Source organism: Streptococcus sp. K0074 (assembly GCF_048843365.1).
Taxonomy (GTDB): domain Bacteria; phylum Bacillota; class Bacilli; order Lactobacillales; family Streptococcaceae; genus Streptococcus; species Streptococcus mitis_BM.
Genome location: NZ_CP184836.1, coordinates 127,744 through 145,106 on the forward strand (window position 1 = coordinate 127,744; position 17,363 = coordinate 145,106).

Annotated in this window: 17 protein-coding genes and 3 pseudogenes; 4 read left to right on the plus strand and 16 right to left on the minus strand. The window is 41.4% G+C overall.

Annotated elements, in window-relative coordinates; all coding sequences use genetic code 11:
- Nucleotides 1-61: 61 nt before the first annotated feature.
- Both ACN076_RS00745 and ACN076_RS00750 read right to left on the minus strand, forming a co-directional pair.
- Nucleotides 62-1,309 (minus strand): transporter, encoded by a 1,248-nt coding sequence (locus ACN076_RS00745; RefSeq protein WP_420789972.1) that lies wholly within the window; start codon nt 1,307-1,309, stop codon nt 62-64.
- 200 nt (nt 1,310-1,509) lie between these two features.
- Nucleotides 1,510-1,668, minus strand: a pseudogene (locus ACN076_RS00750) (Rgg/GadR/MutR family transcriptional regulator); the annotation flags it as partial.
- A gap of 62 nt (nt 1,669-1,730) precedes the next feature.
- Between ACN076_RS00750 and ACN076_RS00755 the strand changes: the two are divergent.
- Nucleotides 1,731-3,188 (plus strand): IS1182 family transposase, encoded by a 1,458-nt coding sequence (locus ACN076_RS00755; RefSeq protein ID WP_101786106.1) that lies wholly within the window; start codon nt 1,731-1,733, stop codon nt 3,186-3,188.
- A 74-nt stretch (nt 3,189-3,262) separates the two neighbouring features.
- Here the strand turns inward: ACN076_RS00755 and ACN076_RS00760 are convergent.
- Nucleotides 3,263-3,973 (minus strand): annotated as a pseudogene (locus tag ACN076_RS00760) (Rgg/GadR/MutR family transcriptional regulator); the annotation flags it as partial.
- Between the two features lie 123 nt (nt 3,974-4,096).
- On the opposite strand from ACN076_RS00760, the gene ACN076_RS00765 reads away from it, so the two are divergent.
- Nucleotides 4,097-4,438 carry a metal-sulfur cluster assembly factor gene (locus ACN076_RS00765; protein ID WP_420789973.1) on the plus strand — a complete coding sequence of 114 codons (342 nt, stop codon included), beginning with the start codon at nt 4,097-4,099 and terminating at the stop codon, nt 4,436-4,438.
- 60 nt (nt 4,439-4,498) lie between these two features.
- Here the strand turns inward: ACN076_RS00765 and ilvD are convergent, their stop codons facing one another.
- On the minus strand, nt 4,499-6,202 hold the full coding sequence (gene ilvD, locus ACN076_RS00770) for a dihydroxy-acid dehydratase (protein ID WP_000137346.1): 1,704 nt from the start codon (nt 6,200-6,202) through the stop codon (nt 4,499-4,501).
- A gap of 231 nt (nt 6,203-6,433) precedes the next feature.
- On the opposite strand from ilvD, the gene rpmF reads away from it, so the two are divergent.
- Both rpmF and rpmG read left to right on the plus strand, forming a co-directional pair.
- Entirely contained in the window at nt 6,434-6,616 is a 183-nt protein-coding gene (gene rpmF, locus ACN076_RS00775; RefSeq protein WP_000290417.1) for a 50S ribosomal protein L32, read from the plus strand.
- Nucleotides 6,617-6,631: 15 nt separating this feature from the next.
- Entirely contained in the window at nt 6,632-6,781 is a 150-nt protein-coding gene (gene rpmG / locus ACN076_RS00780) for a 50S ribosomal protein L33 (RefSeq protein ID WP_001265622.1), read from the plus strand.
- 210 nt (nt 6,782-6,991) lie between these two features.
- On the opposite strand, the gene ACN076_RS00785 is transcribed toward rpmG, so the two are convergent.
- The 12 genes and pseudogenes from ACN076_RS00785 to ACN076_RS00840 form a co-directional block, all read right to left on the minus strand.
- Nucleotides 6,992-7,747 (minus strand): hypothetical protein, encoded by a 756-nt coding sequence (locus tag ACN076_RS00785; RefSeq protein ID WP_420789974.1) that lies wholly within the window; start codon nt 7,745-7,747, stop codon nt 6,992-6,994.
- A 296-nt stretch (nt 7,748-8,043) separates the two neighbouring features.
- Nucleotides 8,044-8,391, minus strand: coding sequence for a type II toxin-antitoxin system RelE/ParE family toxin (locus ACN076_RS00790; protein WP_293963958.1), 348 nt, complete (start codon nt 8,389-8,391; stop codon nt 8,044-8,046).
- The gene (locus ACN076_RS00795; protein ID WP_001101478.1) at nt 8,381-8,668 is read right to left on the minus strand and encodes a type II toxin-antitoxin system RelB/DinJ family antitoxin; all 288 of its coding nucleotides are present in this window, start codon (nt 8,666-8,668) and stop codon (nt 8,381-8,383) included. The genes ACN076_RS00790 and ACN076_RS00795 overlap by 11 nt, the downstream gene beginning before the upstream one ends.
- 174 nt (nt 8,669-8,842) lie before the next feature.
- A complete protein-coding gene (gene rpsD, locus ACN076_RS00800) occupies nt 8,843-9,454 on the minus strand; it encodes a 30S ribosomal protein S4 (RefSeq protein ID WP_000092756.1) in 612 nt (203 codons plus the stop codon).
- A gap of 194 nt (nt 9,455-9,648) precedes the next feature.
- The gene (locus ACN076_RS00805) at nt 9,649-10,701 is read right to left on the minus strand and encodes a HAMP domain-containing sensor histidine kinase (protein WP_420789975.1); all 1,053 of its coding nucleotides are present in this window, start codon (nt 10,699-10,701) and stop codon (nt 9,649-9,651) included.
- Nucleotides 10,701-11,396 carry a response regulator transcription factor gene (locus tag ACN076_RS00810; RefSeq protein ID WP_261015003.1) on the minus strand — a complete coding sequence of 232 codons (696 nt, stop codon included), beginning with the start codon at nt 11,394-11,396 and terminating at the stop codon, nt 10,701-10,703. The genes ACN076_RS00805 and ACN076_RS00810 overlap by 1 nt, the downstream gene beginning before the upstream one ends.
- A 123-nt stretch (nt 11,397-11,519) precedes the next feature.
- Nucleotides 11,520-12,716, minus strand: coding sequence for an SSURE domain-containing protein (locus ACN076_RS00815; RefSeq protein WP_420790240.1), 1,197 nt, complete (start codon nt 12,714-12,716; stop codon nt 11,520-11,522).
- Nucleotides 12,716-12,890: pseudogene (locus tag ACN076_RS00820) on the minus strand (YSIRK-type signal peptide-containing protein); the annotation flags it as partial. The gene ACN076_RS00815 and the pseudogene ACN076_RS00820, both read right to left, overlap by 1 nt.
- Nucleotides 12,891-13,005: 115 nt before the next feature.
- The gene (locus tag ACN076_RS00825) at nt 13,006-14,022 is read right to left on the minus strand and encodes a glycosyltransferase family 2 protein (protein ID WP_420789976.1); all 1,017 of its coding nucleotides are present in this window, start codon (nt 14,020-14,022) and stop codon (nt 13,006-13,008) included.
- A 311-nt stretch (nt 14,023-14,333) separates the two neighbouring features.
- A complete protein-coding gene (locus ACN076_RS00830) occupies nt 14,334-14,999 on the minus strand; it encodes a potassium channel family protein (protein ID WP_001283910.1) in 666 nt (221 codons plus the stop codon).
- Between the two features lie 13 nt (nt 15,000-15,012).
- Nucleotides 15,013-16,392 (minus strand): TrkH family potassium uptake protein, encoded by a 1,380-nt coding sequence (locus tag ACN076_RS00835; protein WP_101785712.1) that lies wholly within the window; start codon nt 16,390-16,392, stop codon nt 15,013-15,015.
- Nucleotides 16,393-16,425: 33 nt separating this feature from the next.
- A complete protein-coding gene (locus ACN076_RS00840; RefSeq protein ID WP_261037729.1) occupies nt 16,426-17,190 on the minus strand; it encodes a nucleoside phosphorylase in 765 nt (254 codons plus the stop codon).
- Between the last annotated feature and the right edge of the window lie 173 nt (nt 17,191-17,363).

Consider the following 17,363-nt stretch of genomic DNA (forward strand, 5'->3'; position numbering starts at 1 on the left):
TCAGTAACCATATCTACGGTAAGGCGAAGCTGACGTGGTTTGAAGAGATTTTCGAAGAGTATTAGATATCATTTTTGAGATTAAGGATTGTCAAAAGAATAGCTATCAAGGAAAGACCAACAAATAGCATCCAAGTCAACTGTATATTCCATACAGCTACAAGTGAAAAACAGGCTGTTCCCACAGGTATGGATAAGGTAAACAATAAACCTAAAAAATTACTGGTACGAGCTAGAACCTCTGGAGCTAGATTTTTCATGAGCATGGCACTAATCTTTGGTGAAACTTTACCAGACACATACAGAGTTAAAAAGAGGAATAGCAAACCAAGTATGACTTGATTGAATAAATTAGCCAGACCAATTAGACTGAGTCCTACGGTCGCCCACATCATCAATCTAGGCAAAGACTGCTTCCCAAAATAATCATTTCCCGTAAGACTACTGATGATGACTGCTAACAAAGCACAGAATTGACTGATAAATAATGCCTCTGTGTAAGAAAAGTCCAAAAGAGAATGGCTCAAAAAGAAGATATTATAAATTCCACCCAAAGCGCCACCCAAGGCATTGATAAGCAAGACAGCACAGAGCATAAAACCAAAGTTTTTCTGTCCACTTTTAAGAAAAACGAGACGTAAATTTTGGTAAATTGTTAGGAACTGCTCTTTGATAGATAGCTTCTCATTTTTTAGGTTTTCACCATCAGCAGATGACATTGACAGTCTTAATTTGCTTTTTCCTAAAAAGAGAACAGAAGCTGATACGAGGAAGAAACAGGCATTGATTCCCGCAACGAGAGAAAAATTATTGACCGATAGCCCTAAGAGCCAGACTCCGAAAGCTTGACCACCAATAGCTGAAATATAGGTGATGAACTGGGAAAAAGAATAAGCCTCCATCAGATCATCTTCAGCTACTTTTTCCTTAATAAGAGGCATGCGCAAGCCACCTGCAAAATCACTGATAACATCACTAATGACATTGATTAAACACAGGCTAGAAAAGGCAAAGAGACTAGCTTGCTGGACAACTAGGGCTGCTAGAAAAAATAAAACCGCCTGAAACAAACCGCTATAGACCATCCATTTGACCTTGTCCCTCGTGTAATCTGCCCGAATCCCTACAAAAACTGTAAAGAGAGTCGGAAGAATCATGACAATATTCGCCATAGCAACAGCAAAAGATGCTTGTGGCAAGGTCGATGCATAAACGATAAATACCAGGTTAAAAATCGAAGCACCAAAAGCATTGAAGAAGCGTGACAAAGTCAAGAGTCGATAAGCTTGATTTCTAAACAATAGTTTCATAGGTAATCTCCCTTCTTGTTAGAAGTTTTATGTGAAGTATGACTATAGTATAGCACTTAGAAATTTGAAAGGGTAAACTTTTGAATATATGCAACAAATAAAATGAGCAAAAAGAACCGATAGAATTTCTCCAGCGACACGAGAGAGTCCAACAGTTCTATCGCTTCAAATTTCAAATAATTTTCTTAGTTTGCAAATATTCAACAATCGGGAGTTTTTCTATAGTATTCAGCAGATTTATTACAGCCGAGCATCTCAAAAATACGGACAGCATTCTCCATCTTTTTCTGGCCTTCCTTGACTCTACCTTGCTTGCTATCAAGGAGACCTTCCGCCCACAAATAGACCGTTCGGAAATGAGCCTACTGAAAAAGTCATTAAATTGATGGCTTTTTTGTTATACTAGAGATGAGGTGAAATAATGCTTGATAATCAGTTAACTATGGATGTCAGTCCTTATTCTAGTTTGTATGATATCGTGGTTCCTAAAACCCACTTTTTACGTCAGCTAACTGAACTCTGTGATTTTAGCTTTATTTATGATGAACTAGAAAAGAATTATCGTCCCGATTTTGGGCGTAAAGCTTATTCACCGATTATGATGTTCAAATATCTCTTGTTAAAAGATATTTATAAGTTATCAGATGTAGATGTGGTAGGACGTTCCTTGTCAGATATGGCCTTTAAATTTTTTCTTGGTCTAGCTCCTGAGGATTCTGTTATCGAGCCATCCTCTTTGACAAAATTTAGAAAGCTAAGAATTAAAGATGATAAACTGCTTGATGTATTGATTCAGAAGTCTGTTCAAATTGCACTCGAACATAACTTGATTAAGAGTAAAATCCTCATTGTGGATGCCACTCACACCAAATCTCATTATAATCATAAGAAACCCCAAGAAATCCTTAGAGAGCGTTCAAAAGCTTTACGTAAAACAATTTATCAACATTCAGAAGATATCAAAATAGAATTTCCAAAGAAACCTCAGGAAGATAACCTCGAAGCAGAGTTGACCTATACAGAGGAATTAATGGCTGTGGTTGAAAAACACGAGGAACTCTTAGCCCTACCGGCTGTGTCTCAAAAGTTCAATTACCTAAAAGAGGCTGTCGAGGACGACTTAGAACACTTGGAAGCTTCTGTTAAGGAGGAGGCTAGGCTTGGACATAAGACAGCCGACAGCTCTTTCTATGGATATAAAAGTCATATCGCTATGACGGATGAACGGATTATTACTGCTTGTGTGGTCACTTCTGGTGAACAAAGCGATGGGAAATATTTACCTGAGTTATATGCCAAAACAAAGGAAAATAGTCTGGACATCGAGACTATTATTGGTGATGCGGCTTATTCAGGAAAGGACAATATTCAACTAGCTCGCAAAGAAAAGATTCATTTGGTGTCAAAACTGAACCCTTCAGTTTCAAAAGGTTACCGTAAAGAAGAGGATGCGTTTGAATTTAATAAAGATGCAGGGCTATTTGTCTGTCCAGAAGGACACATGGCTGTTCGCAAAGCAAGGACAGGGAAAAAATATCAAAATAAGAATCAAGTTGTCACTCATTACTTTGACATTGAGAAGTGCAAGAGTTGCCTTTCCAAGGAAGGATGTTATAAGGAGGGGGCAAAGTCTAAAACTTATTCAATAGCCATTAAGAGTGACGACCATCTTTTCCAGAAGAAATTTCAGGAAACACCTTATTTTAAAGAAATGGCCAGACATCGCTATAAAATCGAAGCAAAGAATGCCGAACTAAAACAGAGACATGGCTTTGATGTCGCGAGAGCATCGGGTCTTTTCAGCATGGAGTTACAGGCAGCCACAACCATCTTCGTGGTCAATATGAAACGAATTATGACCTTAATAAATACAAAATAACCGAGGAACTCGCTCAAATTAACGAGAGATTCCTCGGTTTTCATTTCATTAAAAGTAAGAGACCTATTTTTTCAGTGGACTCTCCGGAAATAGGTTTCATTTTCATTGTAGAAATGCTCTTCGATAACACGTTTAAAATAAGAGGCATTGGTAAATTCTTCACATTCAATGCTGGCTAAAAAACCATTCAATAGTATAGTGTGAAAAAGGTTTCGATTGCCAGACATTTCCATTAGAAAATCAGATTTACGTACCATTTCTCGTACATATCTAGTGAAAAGAGAAACAGATAAAAAGGGAGAACTGACTGAAAATAAATTGAGTTCATAGATTCCCCAGATCTCGGTAGAAAACAAATAATCATGAAGAACTTTCCCTTCCTCTGCTGTTAACTCTACCCTTTCATCCATGCTCTTCATATAAGATTTGATAATAATGGCATTTAGAATATGTTTCTGTTTGTTTTGAGAATGTGCATGCTTTTGATACTCCCTGCGATACAAGTCCTCAAGCGGAGCTATGTTCTTTGGATTCAAGACATCTATGATTTCTTTTCTCAACTCAGAATCTGTATCATACTGAAAACCTCTCGCCAGAAAGAGGATTTCCTCCACACTGGCAGATATATTTTCTAGGGCAAATAGAAACTTTTCCACCGAAAGCTCACTCTGACCTGTTTCAAAGCGGGACAACATAGACGGCGAAAATTGTCCCCCAGTTGCTTGTCTCAGCGAGATATTTCTTGACTCTCGTAATTGTCTAAAGACTTTTCCAATCTGCTCCATAGGCATCCCCTTGATTCAGTATTTTCTTCATTTTATCATATTTTTCAGAAAATTCATCAAAAACTTGCCAAATTGTCAGAATTATGAGAAAATAGAGGATATTTATCACGTGGAGGGACTATTATGAGAGACGATATCAAAATCAATGACCGCGCTTTGGCCATACAAGACCAAATTATCGAAAAACTAGAGAAGGTTTTTGATACAGATGTGGAATTGGATGTTTACAATCTAGGGTTGATTTATGAAATCAATCTGGACGAAACGGGTCTCTGTAAGATTGTCATGACCTTCACTGACACAGCCTGCGATTGTGCCGAAAGCCTGCCTATCGAAATCGTGGCAGGTCTGAAACAAATCGAGGGTATCCAAGATGTCAAGGTTGAAGTTACCTGGTCGCCTGCCTGGAAGATTACACGAATCAGTCGCTATGGCCGTATTGCCCTTGGACTGCCACCTCGTTAAGCAGGCAAATCACTTTTGAAGATGAAAAGAAGCAAGCCGAGATTGGCTTGCTTTTTAAGTTTATTTTTTACCTGACTTGTCCATATTCCAGAAGTCTGTCACGGCTCCGCGTGAAGCAGATGATACGATGTGGGCGTATTTACCGAGAACACCACGACTGTAAAGTGGTGGCAAGGTAGTTTCTGCCTTGCGTTTTTCAAGTTCTTCTTCGGATACGGCCATGGAAATTTCTTTAGTATCTTGGTCAACCGTAACAATATCGCCTGTACGAAGGTAGGCAATTGGTCCACCATCCTGAGCTTCAGGAGCGATATGTCCAACAACCAGACCATAAGTACCACCAGAGAAACGTCCGTCTGTCAAGAGGGCAACCTTGTCTCCTTGACCTTTACCAACGATCATTGATGAAAGTGACAGCATCTCAGGCATACCAGGACCACCTTTAGGTCCAACGAAACGAACAACGACTACATCGCCATCAACGATTTCATCTGTCAGAACTGCCTGAATCGCATCTTCTTCTGAATCAAAGACCTTAGCTGGTCCAACGTGACGACGCACCTTAACACCTGATACCTTAGCAACCGCACCGTCTGGAGCAAGATTCCCGTTCAAGATGATAAGCGGTCCATCTGCACGTTTTGGATTTTCAAGTGGCATGATAACTTTTTGACCTGGTGTAAGGTCTGCAAAGTCAGCCAAGTTTTCAGCAACAGTCTTACCAGTACATGTAATGCGGTCTCCGTGAAGGAAACCATTTGCCAAGAGGTATCTCATAACCGCAGGCACACCACCGACTTCGTAAAGGTCTTGGAAGACATACTGACCAGATGGTTTCAAGTCGGCCAAGTGAGGCACACGCTCTTGGATCGTATTGAAGTCCTCAAGTGACAAGTCAACATTGGCAGCATGGGCAATGGCAAGCAAGTGAAGAGTGGCGTTTGTAGAACCACCGAGTGCCATGGTTACAGTGATAGCATCTTCAAAGGCTTCACGGGTCAAGATATCTGATGGTTTGAGACCAAGTTCCAACATCTTAACAACAGCACGTCCTGCTGCTTCGATATCTTCTTTCTTGTCAGCTGATTCAGCTGGGTGAGAGGAAGACCCTGGCAAACTCATACCGAGAACTTCGATAGCAGTCGCCATGGTATTAGCAGTATACATACCGCCACAGCCACCAGGTCCAGGGCAGGCATTACATTCAAGACGTTTCACGTCCTCAGCTGTCATGTCACCGTGGTTCCATTTTCCGATACCCTCAAAGACAGAAACCAAGTCAATGTCCTTGCCATCAAGATTTCCCGGTGCAATGGTTCCACCATAGGCGAAAATAGCTGGGATATCCATATTAGCAATGGCAATCATAGAACCAGGCATGTTCTTGTCACAGCCACCGATAGCGACAAAGGCATCCACGTTGTGACCACCCATAGCCGCCTCGATTGAGTCCGCAATGATATCACGAGATGTCAAAGAGAAACGCATACCAGGCGTTCCCATGGCAATCCCGTCCGCTACGGTAATAGTTCCAAACTGCACAGGCCAAGCACCTGCTGATTTGACACCTTCTTTAGCCAATTTCCCAAAATCATGCAAGTGAATGTTACATGGTGTATTTTCCGCCCAAGTCGAAATCACTCCCACAATCGGTGTTTCAAAGTCCTTATCTGTCATACCAGTCGCACGAAGCATGGCACGGTTTGGTGATTTAACCATGCTGTCATAAATGCTACTGCGGTGACGTTTATCTAATTCTGTCATCTTATCCCTCCCGTTTCAGTTTTAACTATTATAGCACATTTTAAAGGCAATGAACAGAAGAAAATTCTTGAATTTTCAGAAAATTTCGATTAATTCAGGGAATGACCTTCTAATTTTTTCATCTTTTTTTGTCAAGTAACTTTACTTTACAAAAAAAATGTGTTATTCTAGTATGGTTGATGAAGATCAGTAGATTGAATCGAATATAAATACCTAAAAGGAGAAATCAAAATGGCAGTACCTGCACGTCGCACTTCAAAAGCGAAGAAAAACAAACGTCGTACACACTACAAAGTAACAGCTCCATCTGTAAACTTTGACGAAACTACTGGAGATTACTCACGTTCTCACCGTGTATCACTTAAAGGATACTACAAAGGACGTAAAATCGCTAAAGCTGCATCAGCTGAATAATAGAAGGGAGATACCATGCGCGTAAATATTACACTTGAACACAAAGAATCTGGTGAACGCTTGTACCTTACTTCTAAAAACAAACGTAACACTCCAGACCGTCTTCAATTGAAGAAATACTCACCAAAACTTCGCAAACACGTTGTGTTTACAGAAGTTAAGTAAGCATTCAATACGGATCAATACAGAAGAAAAACGCTTGATCAGCGTTTTTTCTTTTTGTTAATTTCACTATATTGCAAGACGAATCATTCGAATGACTACCTTTTTCACTACCTTTTTTTGAAATAAGAATATTGATTCGGACGATTAAAAGCAAGAGAAACTTCATTATGAGGTTTCTCTTTTTTATCTTTATACCGTCGCCTATCCCCCTTACAAAACTCTAGCATTTACTTGTTTTAAGTTCAATTCTCCATCTTCAAACAATAATCTGATTAGGATTCGAGTAGGAGCAATCCCATTATTTAGAACACAAATAAGTCTTGTTTCAATATTTGGTTTAAATTGTCCCCCGTCAATTGAATCTTGTAACAATGGATGTTGTAGGATACTATTGCGTATTTCCTCATGAGGAATTGAACCCCAGCAAATAACTGGCTCAGCTCCTTCGATAATCATTCTAGGAATATATTCAAGTGCAAATTGTTCTGGTGAAATACATAATCCTCCGTTTTCTTTGAAAGAATTTAATAATCGGTTAAAAATAGCACTTGGCTCCCCATTACATTTTATTCCATTAAATCCAATTAAGTCACCAACTTTTTTAGCAATATCTGACTTATTATTGTCTATAAATCTAGATAATTCTTCATTTTCAGGAAACCCTTGTCTCCTTTGATAAATACCCTGCCAATTATCTTGATTTCCTTCATAATTTGCACAATTACTTTTTCTTCCTATGTCGTATGGCAGTCCTTCTATAGGATTTTTTGTATGTGCCGCATAATATCTTTCAGATCTATTTTGCGTATTATTATTTTCCCCTCCAATAAGTTGAATCGAAGAACCACAAGTTGGACACAATGCGTACTTACTGCCATTTTGATAATATGGTAAGTCTTTATTTGTTTTCTCTTCAAACTCATCAATATGATAAGTTCCACCATTGATTAATTTAAAATATTTCATCGCTATCACCTCAATAAATAATCCGTCTAATCTTATTATACCATCGATTTTTCATATTGTGAGAACCTGAAATATAAAAACGAAGAATACTATCTCTTCTCAATTTCTATTGTGTCAGTATTATTGAATATAATATTTTTATAAAAAGATTTTCATATTATTTCTAATATATTTTAAATAAAGACTAAGTCTTTTTTTGTTTTTCTCTATTTATTTGTAGCTATTGAAATGCTAGAACTAGAAATTTCATCTTGTCTAGTATTTTAGAGAATCCAAAAAGCAGGCTCACCTAGGCGCTATTTTTTCTTAAACAAGCGGATGTAGTCCTGTTTGCTATGAATAATATCTGATACAAAGACAGCTTTTCTGTCCTCTAAAATATGATAGAAGGCTAGGTAATCTCCTAAAATGATGCATCGAGTTTTGTGGGGTGGGTATATAATCCCTCCTACTCTTTCGTCAGCATCAAATCCTGCTTCTGGGAAAACTTCAAGACGTTCCAAACCATAAAGAATATTCTTAACTGTGTTTGCCCCTGCCTGTTCTGAAAAGTAGTTAGCTGAGATATAATCTTTAATACCTCTTAGCTGTTCTTGTACCGTTTCGGAGATAATAAGGCTATATGCGTTCTCGTTAAATTCCAAGGTTAGCCCTCACTTCATCAAGACTGTAAGTTCTTCCATGTTCTAAATCGTCAAAGCTACGGGCAATTTCAGCACGCAACCCTGATAGAAGTTCTTCTCTTTCTTTGTCTACTTGAGTTTCAAATGGCAAGGCTTTATTTTCTACAATGTGTTCTAAAAACAAGTTAAAACTGGCTGTCATATCAAGATTTTGCGCTGTGATAATAGCTTTAGCCTTCTCTAACAAGTCTCTGTTAGTCTTAAAGTTTACCTGTGTATTTTTTTCTAAAACATTCATAGTAGTACCTCCTTTTAGACTATTATATCACTTTAAACTATACAGGTCTAGTCGCGTATAGATACTTATAGCTGTATGCTTAAAAGCTATTGTAAAAACAAAAAAAGCACTAAGGGAAAGCGCCCCAAAGTGCTCAATATCAAGGCTCTAAAGCCTATCTGATTCAATAAAATATTACAACATCTTGTTGTAGAATTCAACGACAAGTGCTTCGTTGATTTCTGGGTTGATTTCGTCGCGTTCTGGCAAGCGAGTCAATGAACCTTCCAATTTTTCAGCGTCGAATGATACGAATGCTGGACGTCCAAGAGTAGCTTCTACTGCTTCAAGGATAGCTGGAACTTTCAATGATTTTTCACGAACTGAAATCACTTGACCTGGAGTTACGCGGTATGATGGGATATCAACGCGTTTTCCGTCAACAAGGATGTGACCGTGGTTTACGAATTGACGTGCTTGACGACGAGTAGTCGCAAGACCAAGACGGTAAACAACGTTATCCAAACGACGTTCTAAAAGAAGCATGAAGTTGAAACCTAGGATTCCGCCTTTGATTTTTGTAGCTTGTACGAACAAGTTACGGAATTGTTTTTCACCTACACCGTAAGTGAAACGAAGTTTTTGTTTTTCAGCCAATTGCAAACCGTATTCTGACAATTTAGAACGGTTGTTTGGTCCGTGTTGTCCTGGTACATAGTTACGACGTGCCAATTCTTTACCTGTACCTGTAAGTGAAAGGCCAAGGCGACGAGCTTGTTTCCAAGATGGTCCTGTATAACGTGACATGTAAATGTCCTCCTGATATAAATAATATTTCGGTGGAAATAGTCACTTAGAAAGCCCTGATTCGTGCAGATGCCCTTCGCCTAAACAGCCAAGGTTACTTATCATAAGACACCTGTTGACGAGCTTCATGCTTTCCTGCTGATATTTCACACGAAATCTATTGTACCATGAATGGCTGGATTTGTAAAGGGGTTTTAAGCTTTATTTTCATTGCCAGAGAGGTTAAGAAGGAGGGTAAAGGTGCTTCCGAGGCCGTACTGGCTGGTAACTGTGATTTCTCCACCCAATTGATGGGCCAATTCACGCGCAATCGCAAGGCCTAAGCCATGACCACCTGTTTTCATATTGCGCGAAGTTTCGACACGATAAAGGCGTTTGAAAATATTCTCCAAGTCCTCTGGTGCAATGCCCTGCCCCTCATCCGTCACACTGATTGAAAGCTGGTTCTTCTCCAACTTAGCCACCACTTCCAGCTTGGTTCCTGGAGCAGAGTATTTAAAAGCGTTATTGACCAGATTCACCAAGATACGAGAAAGCTTGGCATAATCTCCTTCAATCCGAGCAGACTCTGGGATTACCTGCAAATGGACATCTCGCTCCTCCTGCTCAATCAAGAACTGAAATTCACTCATGCACTCAATCAAGAGCTGGTCCAGAAAAATGCTGTCCTTGCTGGCAGTTTCCACCTGATTTCTAGCTGTATTTAGGGTCAAAAAATTCAACTCTTCAACCAGTTTATTGAGTCTTTCCGTCTGACGCCCAATGGTTGCTAGATAATGGTCCTGTTCTCCTTCCTTGATAACCCCATCCAAAATCCCTTCTACCGTCGCTTGAATCGAAGTAATGGGAGTCTTGATATCATGCGACAGCTGGGCAATCATCAAGCCCTTTTCTCGTTCGCTTTCTTCCAAGGAATCAAAGGTCGCCTGCAAATCATGGGACATTTCATTGAAAGCTTGGCCTAATTGCTGAAATTCTACAGGACCTTGAACCTCCAGATTTGATGGAAAGTCCTTGTCCGCTACTCGCTTGGCATGTTCCTTAAGTTTGCCCAATGACGTAAATACCGGCGACAGGAGAAAGAGACTAATCCCAGCACCGACAAGGCTGGCAACGATGGTCATCCCAAGCAAAAAGTAAATCTCGCTTTTCGCAATCAGCATTTTTTGAACAGCCCAAAAAACCACGATAATCGTTAGGAGTGTTGAAATGACATACCCCACTAAAATATAACTTTTTAATTTCATTAACTACCTCGTGCTTTCTCAATTTTGTAGCCCAAACCCCAGACGGTTTTGATGGTCGGTGTTTCTGCACTAGCATGTTTAGCCAACTCCTGTCGCAGAGCATGAATATGAACATTCAAGGTATTAGTATCATCCACATAGTCTTCTTGCCAGACCTTTTCATAGAGGTCTGTCTTAGAGAAAACCCGCTCTGGATTGCTGGCTAGAAGCCATAGAAGTTCGAAGGATTTGACGGTCAAATCAAGCGCCACATCTCCGACTTGGACCTCATGACTACCGTGATTCATCCGTAAATCCCCGAGACTAACGACCTCTGTCTCACCTCCACGATGAAGACGCCGCAAGATATTGTGGACACGCAAAACCAGCTCACGAGGGCTAAAGGGCTTGGCAATAAAGTCATCTGCCCCTAAGCTCAGGCCGTAAATCTTGTCCTGCTCACTAGTCTTAGCCGTGATAAAGAGAAAAGGCTGATCTGGAGATTGATACTGGACTTCGCTAATCAAATCATAACCATCCATCCGAGGCATCATGATATCTGTAATAATCAAATCAATCGCTTTTCGCTTGAAGATTTCCAAGGCCTCTACTCCATCATGAGCCACCAAAACCTGATATCCTGCCTGAACCAGATAACGTTGATGAATATCTGTGATTTCTACCTCGTCGTCAACGAGTAAAATTGTCTTTCCCATCTGTCTCTCCTTTGAAAAAAACAGTGCTATACCACAATAGTATAACACTATTTTAATCTCTTTACGAACATTCTAAACGATATCTGGATTTTTCATATCCTAGATAGAAAGTCTGTAGCTAGACTAGTCATTTTCTTCTTTTTTAGCTTTCAAACCGAGTCCACCTAGCAGGCCGGCCAAAGCTAATCCAAAGAATCCAAGAGTAGCCATTGATGTTTGGGCTTCACCAGTATATGGAAGCATGTCTTTTTGGCCTTTCATTTGATCAGCCATCATTGGACTTGATGCCTTGTCATTGGATGTCATCTTGCCTTCATCAGACGCTTTGCTTGAGGCTGCTGGAGCTTGATCTTGTTTCATGCTTGGTGTTGCCATTGGCTGGCTAGCATCCATGGTTTTGTCCTGCTCTTTGCTAGGCATCATCTTATCCTGACTAGCAGATGGCATTTTAGATTTCATCTCATCTTGATTAGCACTAGGCATTTGAGCTTTCATATTAGATGCATCTTGATGACTATTCATCATTGGAGCCGGCATAGCTGAACCATTAGAAGATGGGACGAAGCCTGATTGCATCGGAATCAGAGACTGATGTCCATGCAAATTCACTGTCAAATCCTTAGTCGCTACGAGATTGCTCAAATCGTCCTTGCCATCTTTTGCACCGTACACTTTGATGGTTGCCTTGTAGCTTTGCGTACCATTTTGTTTCAAGAGGTCTAGAAGATCTTTATCAGATTTACCTTGGGTACCTGCCAAGTCCACTTCGTAGAAGTAGAGACCTTTGCCCAATTTTTCTACTGGTGGGAGAGCGGGATTTTTAGCTGAACCGTTGTCTGACCACGGAGCCTTGTCTGATGCTTTCAAGATAAGGCGTGTTAACATACCGTCACCAGCGAAGAATTCGTATGGAATAACTTGATTCACACCAGCTGTGAATGGGCCAGGGAAGTTGGCTTTGTCCAAGTAAGTAGCTGGGACATCTACTGTGTCTTTAGTATTGTCGGCCACGCCCTTTTGCACTTCAGCTGGAGTGGTTGCTGGTTGAACTTCATTTGCTTCACGGTCTTGTCCAGAAACTGTAGGCGCAGGATTTGTCGCAGGTTTAACCGCATCTTCTGTTTCTTTCTTAGATTCTGGTTTTGCTTGCACTTCTTCTTTTGGTGCTACTACTTGGTCTTTAGCAGCTACATCCGCTTTTTCTGGAGAGCTTGTAGTATCCAAGCTTGCTTTAGGTGCTGAGTCTGCCTGTTCTGAATGAAGAGCTGCATCGACTGCTTCTTTGAGAAGTTCTGCTGGCAAGTCGTTCTTTTCACTCACCGAAGTTGCGTCTGGTACAACTTGAGCAGGGGTCGGATTGACCACATCGGCATGTACAGAACTTGGTTGACCAACTAGGACAAAGAAGCCACTAGCCACAACAACTGAGGCAACCCCGACACTAAGACGGCGAATAGACCAACGAGTATATCTTTGATTTGGATTGAATTTCATAGGATTCTCCTTAGAGTTTTTCTTTATTTGATGACTCTAGTATAATCTCCTAAAATTAAAAAGGATTAAGAAAAAGTTAAAATTTTTCTTAAATCCCTCTTATAAAATACTTATATTAATTAAATCCATAAACAGACTTGGTGATTTGATAGACGACATTGGACAGTTTGCGAGCTGGCAAGACTGAATGTTTGGTCAAACGGCTCAACATGGTTTTGCGAATAGCCTGAAAGACCTCTGGATTTTCCTGCTGAATATAGGTCCACAGCTCCCGTTTTTTGGCAAGATGCTCTGCTGTGCCTGCTCGGTTGAGCAAGGCACTGGAAATCACCGTCGTAATCTCAATATGATTCAGCAGATATTCTCGCATTTTGGGGTGGCTTACTTTAGATAAATTAAGCTGGTCTACCAAGAGTCGATTAACCTTGAGTTGCTGGTCAATGCGCTTAATCATCACTTGCTCATTGACAGACTGGTCCTCACGCCCAATCAAATAACGATAGAAATCGACAGGCAGATAGTACATGGTCTTAACCTGCTGAAGGGGGGTAAAGACAAAGAGATTATCGACATAAAAAGTATGCTCAGGCAATTGGAACTGGCTCGCTCGCAACAAATCTGTTCGATAAATCAGCGAGTGCATCATGATATACTGGCCTTTTGAGAAATTTCCGACCTGATCCCAGCCAAAAATCTGCTGGACAGGCAAGACTGACTCGTAACTCATACTCTTCTTACGAGACTGACCTTCCTTTTCATAGACAAAATTAGTCACAAAGGCATCTACCTCTTGACCCTCGCTCTCTAGTTCCTGCAAGGTTTCAAGAATCTTTAGGTAAGCACGAGGATCCACCCAGTCATCACTATCAACTACTTTAAAATAGCGCCCAGAAGCCTCCGCTAAGCCGCGATTGACGGCACCCCCATGGCCTTTGTTTTCCTGATAGATGGCTCTAACGATGCTAGGATACTTGCTGGCTAAACGCTCAGCGATTTCCTGAGTCTGGTCCTGAGACCCATCATTGATAATCAAAATCTCAACTTGCTCACCACCAATCACTAGCGACTCCACACAGTAATGAAGATAGGTTGCGGCATTATAGCTAGGGATGGCGATAGACAATAACTTCATAATCTACTCCTTTAGGGGACTGATTTTTTCTTATACTCAATGAAAATCAAAGAGCAAACTAGGAAACTAGCCGCAGGTTGCTCAAAGCACTGCTTTGAAGTTGCAGATAGAACTGACGAAGTCAGTTACCTATACCTACGGCAAGGCGACGTTGACGTAGTTTGAAGAGATTTTCGAAGAGTATTACTCTCTCTTGTCACTTCTTTCTATTCTACCATAAAGTCCAGTTTTTGAAGGACTTTTACTGGAATACAAGGTGTTCTGCCTCTATTTGCTATCTAGGACATCAAAAAAGAGGGGGTGCTCCCTCCTTACGAATTTAATTCTGCCAAGTCATCTAGATACTGGTTATTAATGACCGCCAAGATATAGGCATCTGCCCTCAAGAGGTCATTAGGGCCAAATTGGACATCCAGCGGTGAATTTTCCTGTTCACGAAATCCTAGGACATTGAGGTTGTATTTGCCACGCAAATCTAGCTGGCTCAGGCTTTGACCTGCCCAAACACTCGGAATTTTCATCTCTACGATAGACACATTTTTATCCAACTGAAAGACATCAACATTATTATGAAAGAGAATGGTCTGCGCTAGAGACTGCCCCATTTCATATTCTGGCGAGATCACCGAGTCGGCACCAATTTTTTCCAGCACCTTCTTAGCTGTCTGGCTTTTGACCTTGGCAATAACCCTTGGTACACCTAGACTCTTACAATGCATAACTGCAAGCACACTAGACTCCAGATTTTCCCCTGTTGCGACTACAACCGTATCACAGGTATCAATTCCTGCGGTTCTGAGGAGCTCCTCATCTGTAATATCGCCCACAACTCCACGCGCCAAAACAGGCTCAAATTGATTGATACGCTCGGCGTGGTCGTCAATGGCAATAATATTCATATCTTGCTTGGCTAGGGCTGTCAGGACACTACTCCCGAAAATCCCCAAACCTAAAATTCCAATCGTACGATCTGACATCATTCTTCCTTTCTTATCCAATACTAATATCTGCTTTCATATACTGAATCAAATCTTTCTTATCAGGCTGGTAATCCGCTAGACTAACCAGCAAGGTCAAGGGACCGATACGGCCAATAAACATGAGCACCATGACAATGCTGAGAGCTAGCTTGCCCAGTTCTGGCGTCAGATTTGCCGTTACCCCAACTGTCGCAAGAGCTGAAATGGTCTCAAACATGAGGTAGATAAATCGCGGTGTTCCTTCTGCCGTAATTCCCAACAACATCAAGCCCAACAAGAAGGTCATCAAAAAGATAATGAAGACACTAAAGGATTTTTGGACTGTTCGAGCCTCAATGGTTCTCTGCGCAACATTAGCATGAGGTAAGCCCAGCAATTCACTACGCGCAAAGACCAATAAGACAAAGAAAGTCGTAATCTTGAGCCCCCCAGCCGTTCCTCCAGGCGCTCCTCCGAGAAACATCTGTAGGATATAGATAAACAAGGTCACAGGCCGAGCTTGAGTATAGTCAATAGAAGCAAAACCGGCCGTTCTCATGCTGACGGTTTGGAAAAAGCTAACCAGCACTTTCTCTGGGACACTGAGATTGCCAATCGTTCCAGGATTGTACCACTCCGTAAAGAGTGTGGATACTGTCCCAAACAGCAAAATCCCTGCAGTCAAGAAGAGGACTAGCTTGGTGTGGAAACGTAGACGGCGCTTTTTCTTCTTGTCAAACTGGGTTGCCAAGTCAAACCAGACCATAAATCCCAGACCACCCGTGATAATCAAGCCAGCAATGACCAGATTGATCAAGGGATCCGTCTGAAAAGCCACTAAACTGCTACTGCCGAAATTATCAAAACCAGCATTACAAAAGGCTGAAATAGCTAAGAAGATAGAGGTAAAAATACCCCGTCCCCAGCCAAACTCAGGAATAAAACGAAAACTTAGCAGGAAGGCACCCAAGCCCTCCACCAGAAAAGTCGTCAAAAAGATGGAGCGCATAAAGGCCTTCAGCGACCGAGTCTCCCCGTAACTGAAGCTCTCCTGAATGGTTTCACGACTGCGAAGACTGAGCTTTTGCTTCCCCTGAATATAAAAGACCCCGATAAAAGTCATGAGCCCCAAACCACCAATCTGTATCAAGAGCATACAAATCAACTGCCCCCAGACATTATAGGTCGTAGCCACTGGTTGCGTAAAAAGGCCAGTCACACAGACCATGGACACCGTCGTAAAAAGATGGTCAAAATAAGTGGCTTGAGAACCACTTACCTGAACAAAAGGTAAGCTCAAAAGGAGAGAGCCTACCAAAATAACTCCAGCGAAACTTAAAAAAATCCGACGTGCTGGCGAAAGTCCACCAAAGACTCTTTCAAGTTTTTTCACAAATAATTTGAATAACATACATCCATTGTACCATAAAAAGAAGGAGAGTAGCTAGATCTGAAAGGCAATTTCAAGGCAGAGTTCCAAGGCCTTTTCGAAAGCTTCTGAACCCCAGTCACGACTGTCGTACTGGTCCAAGTCCGCTAGAGAATCAGCTGTAAACAACAACTCTCCCCAGAGGACCCCACGCAATTGCGCTACTGCCGCAAGTGCAGAACACTCCATCTCCACAACAGCACAGCCCTCTTCCTTGCGATAAGCCACCTTTTCAGCCGTTTCTCGGTAAAAACCATCTGTCGTCCAGGTCATGACTTCTTCATAGGGAATCCCTCTGACTTCCAAAACTCGCTCAATAGCAGCAATAGCCTCTGGCTGAATTTCCATATAACGAGAAGGTCCCACATAGTGATAACTAGCTCCTTCATCTCGCAGAGCGCGAACAGGGACTAGAAAGGCGTTTTCCTCTATATCAGCCAGCACACCACAGGTTCCAGTGGAAATAATCTGCTCCACACCATATCCAATCAACCAATCCATAAACTGGGCCGCTGGAGCTGACCCCACAGGAGCCTGAACCAGACAAATTTCTTCACCCTTGTAGTCGATAACATAGACCGGATAGGTCTTGGTGGCAGAAATGAACTCACCGACACAGTCCGCCCCTACTTCCCTCGCATAGCGGTCAATCTCCTCACCTAAAAAAGCATAGACACACTTCTTGGGCAAGTGCAAGTCCAGCCCCTCGTGATCAGGCATGATGACCGCCTGAGGATTGTCATCAAACTCTAAAATGGGAATCGCATGTTTCTGAATCATAACCTACCTCCTCTAATTTTGTACTATTGTATCAAAAGCTGACCGAGTGTCAAGGAGGAAGCTGAGGAACTGAGGAGAAAAACAATACAATCGCAACCAATCTCCACCAAGTCAAAACAACTTGCTTGACAAAAGCTTGACTTCATGGTTTAATATACCCCATAAGGGTATAT

Coding starts and splice junctions, on each gene's coding strand:
- ACN076_RS00745 (WP_420789972.1), bottom strand. CDS start 1,309: ATGAAACTATTGTTTAGAAATCAAGCTTATCGACTCTTGACTTTGTCA.
- ACN076_RS00755 (WP_101786106.1), top strand. CDS start 1,731: ATGCTTGATAATCAGTTAACTATGGATGTCAGTCCTTATTCTAGTTTG.
- ACN076_RS00765 (WP_420789973.1), top strand. CDS start 4,097: ATGAGAGACGATATCAAAATCAATGACCGCGCTTTGGCCATACAAGAC.
- ilvD (WP_000137346.1), bottom strand. CDS start 6,202: ATGACAGAATTAGATAAACGTCACCGCAGTAGCATTTATGACAGCATG.
- rpmF (WP_000290417.1), top strand. CDS start 6,434: ATGGCAGTACCTGCACGTCGCACTTCAAAAGCGAAGAAAAACAAACGT.
- rpmG (WP_001265622.1), top strand. CDS start 6,632: ATGCGCGTAAATATTACACTTGAACACAAAGAATCTGGTGAACGCTTG.
- ACN076_RS00785 (WP_420789974.1), bottom strand. CDS start 7,747: ATGAAATATTTTAAATTAATCAATGGTGGAACTTATCATATTGATGAG.
- ACN076_RS00795 (WP_001101478.1), bottom strand. CDS start 8,668: ATGAATGTTTTAGAAAAAAATACACAGGTAAACTTTAAGACTAACAGA.
- rpsD (WP_000092756.1), bottom strand. CDS start 9,454: ATGTCACGTTATACAGGACCATCTTGGAAACAAGCTCGTCGCCTTGGC.
- ACN076_RS00805 (WP_420789975.1), bottom strand. CDS start 10,701: ATGAAATTAAAAAGTTATATTTTAGTGGGGTATGTCATTTCAACACTC.
- ACN076_RS00810 (WP_261015003.1), bottom strand. CDS start 11,396: ATGGGAAAGACAATTTTACTCGTTGACGACGAGGTAGAAATCACAGAT.
- ACN076_RS00825 (WP_420789976.1), bottom strand. CDS start 14,022: ATGAAGTTATTGTCTATCGCCATCCCTAGCTATAATGCCGCAACCTAT.
- ACN076_RS00830 (WP_001283910.1), bottom strand. CDS start 14,999: ATGTCAGATCGTACGATTGGAATTTTAGGTTTGGGGATTTTCGGGAGT.
- ACN076_RS00835 (WP_101785712.1), bottom strand. CDS start 16,392: ATGTTATTCAAATTATTTGTGAAAAAACTTGAAAGAGTCTTTGGTGGA.
- ACN076_RS00840 (WP_261037729.1), bottom strand. CDS start 17,190: ATGATTCAGAAACATGCGATTCCCATTTTAGAGTTTGATGACAATCCT.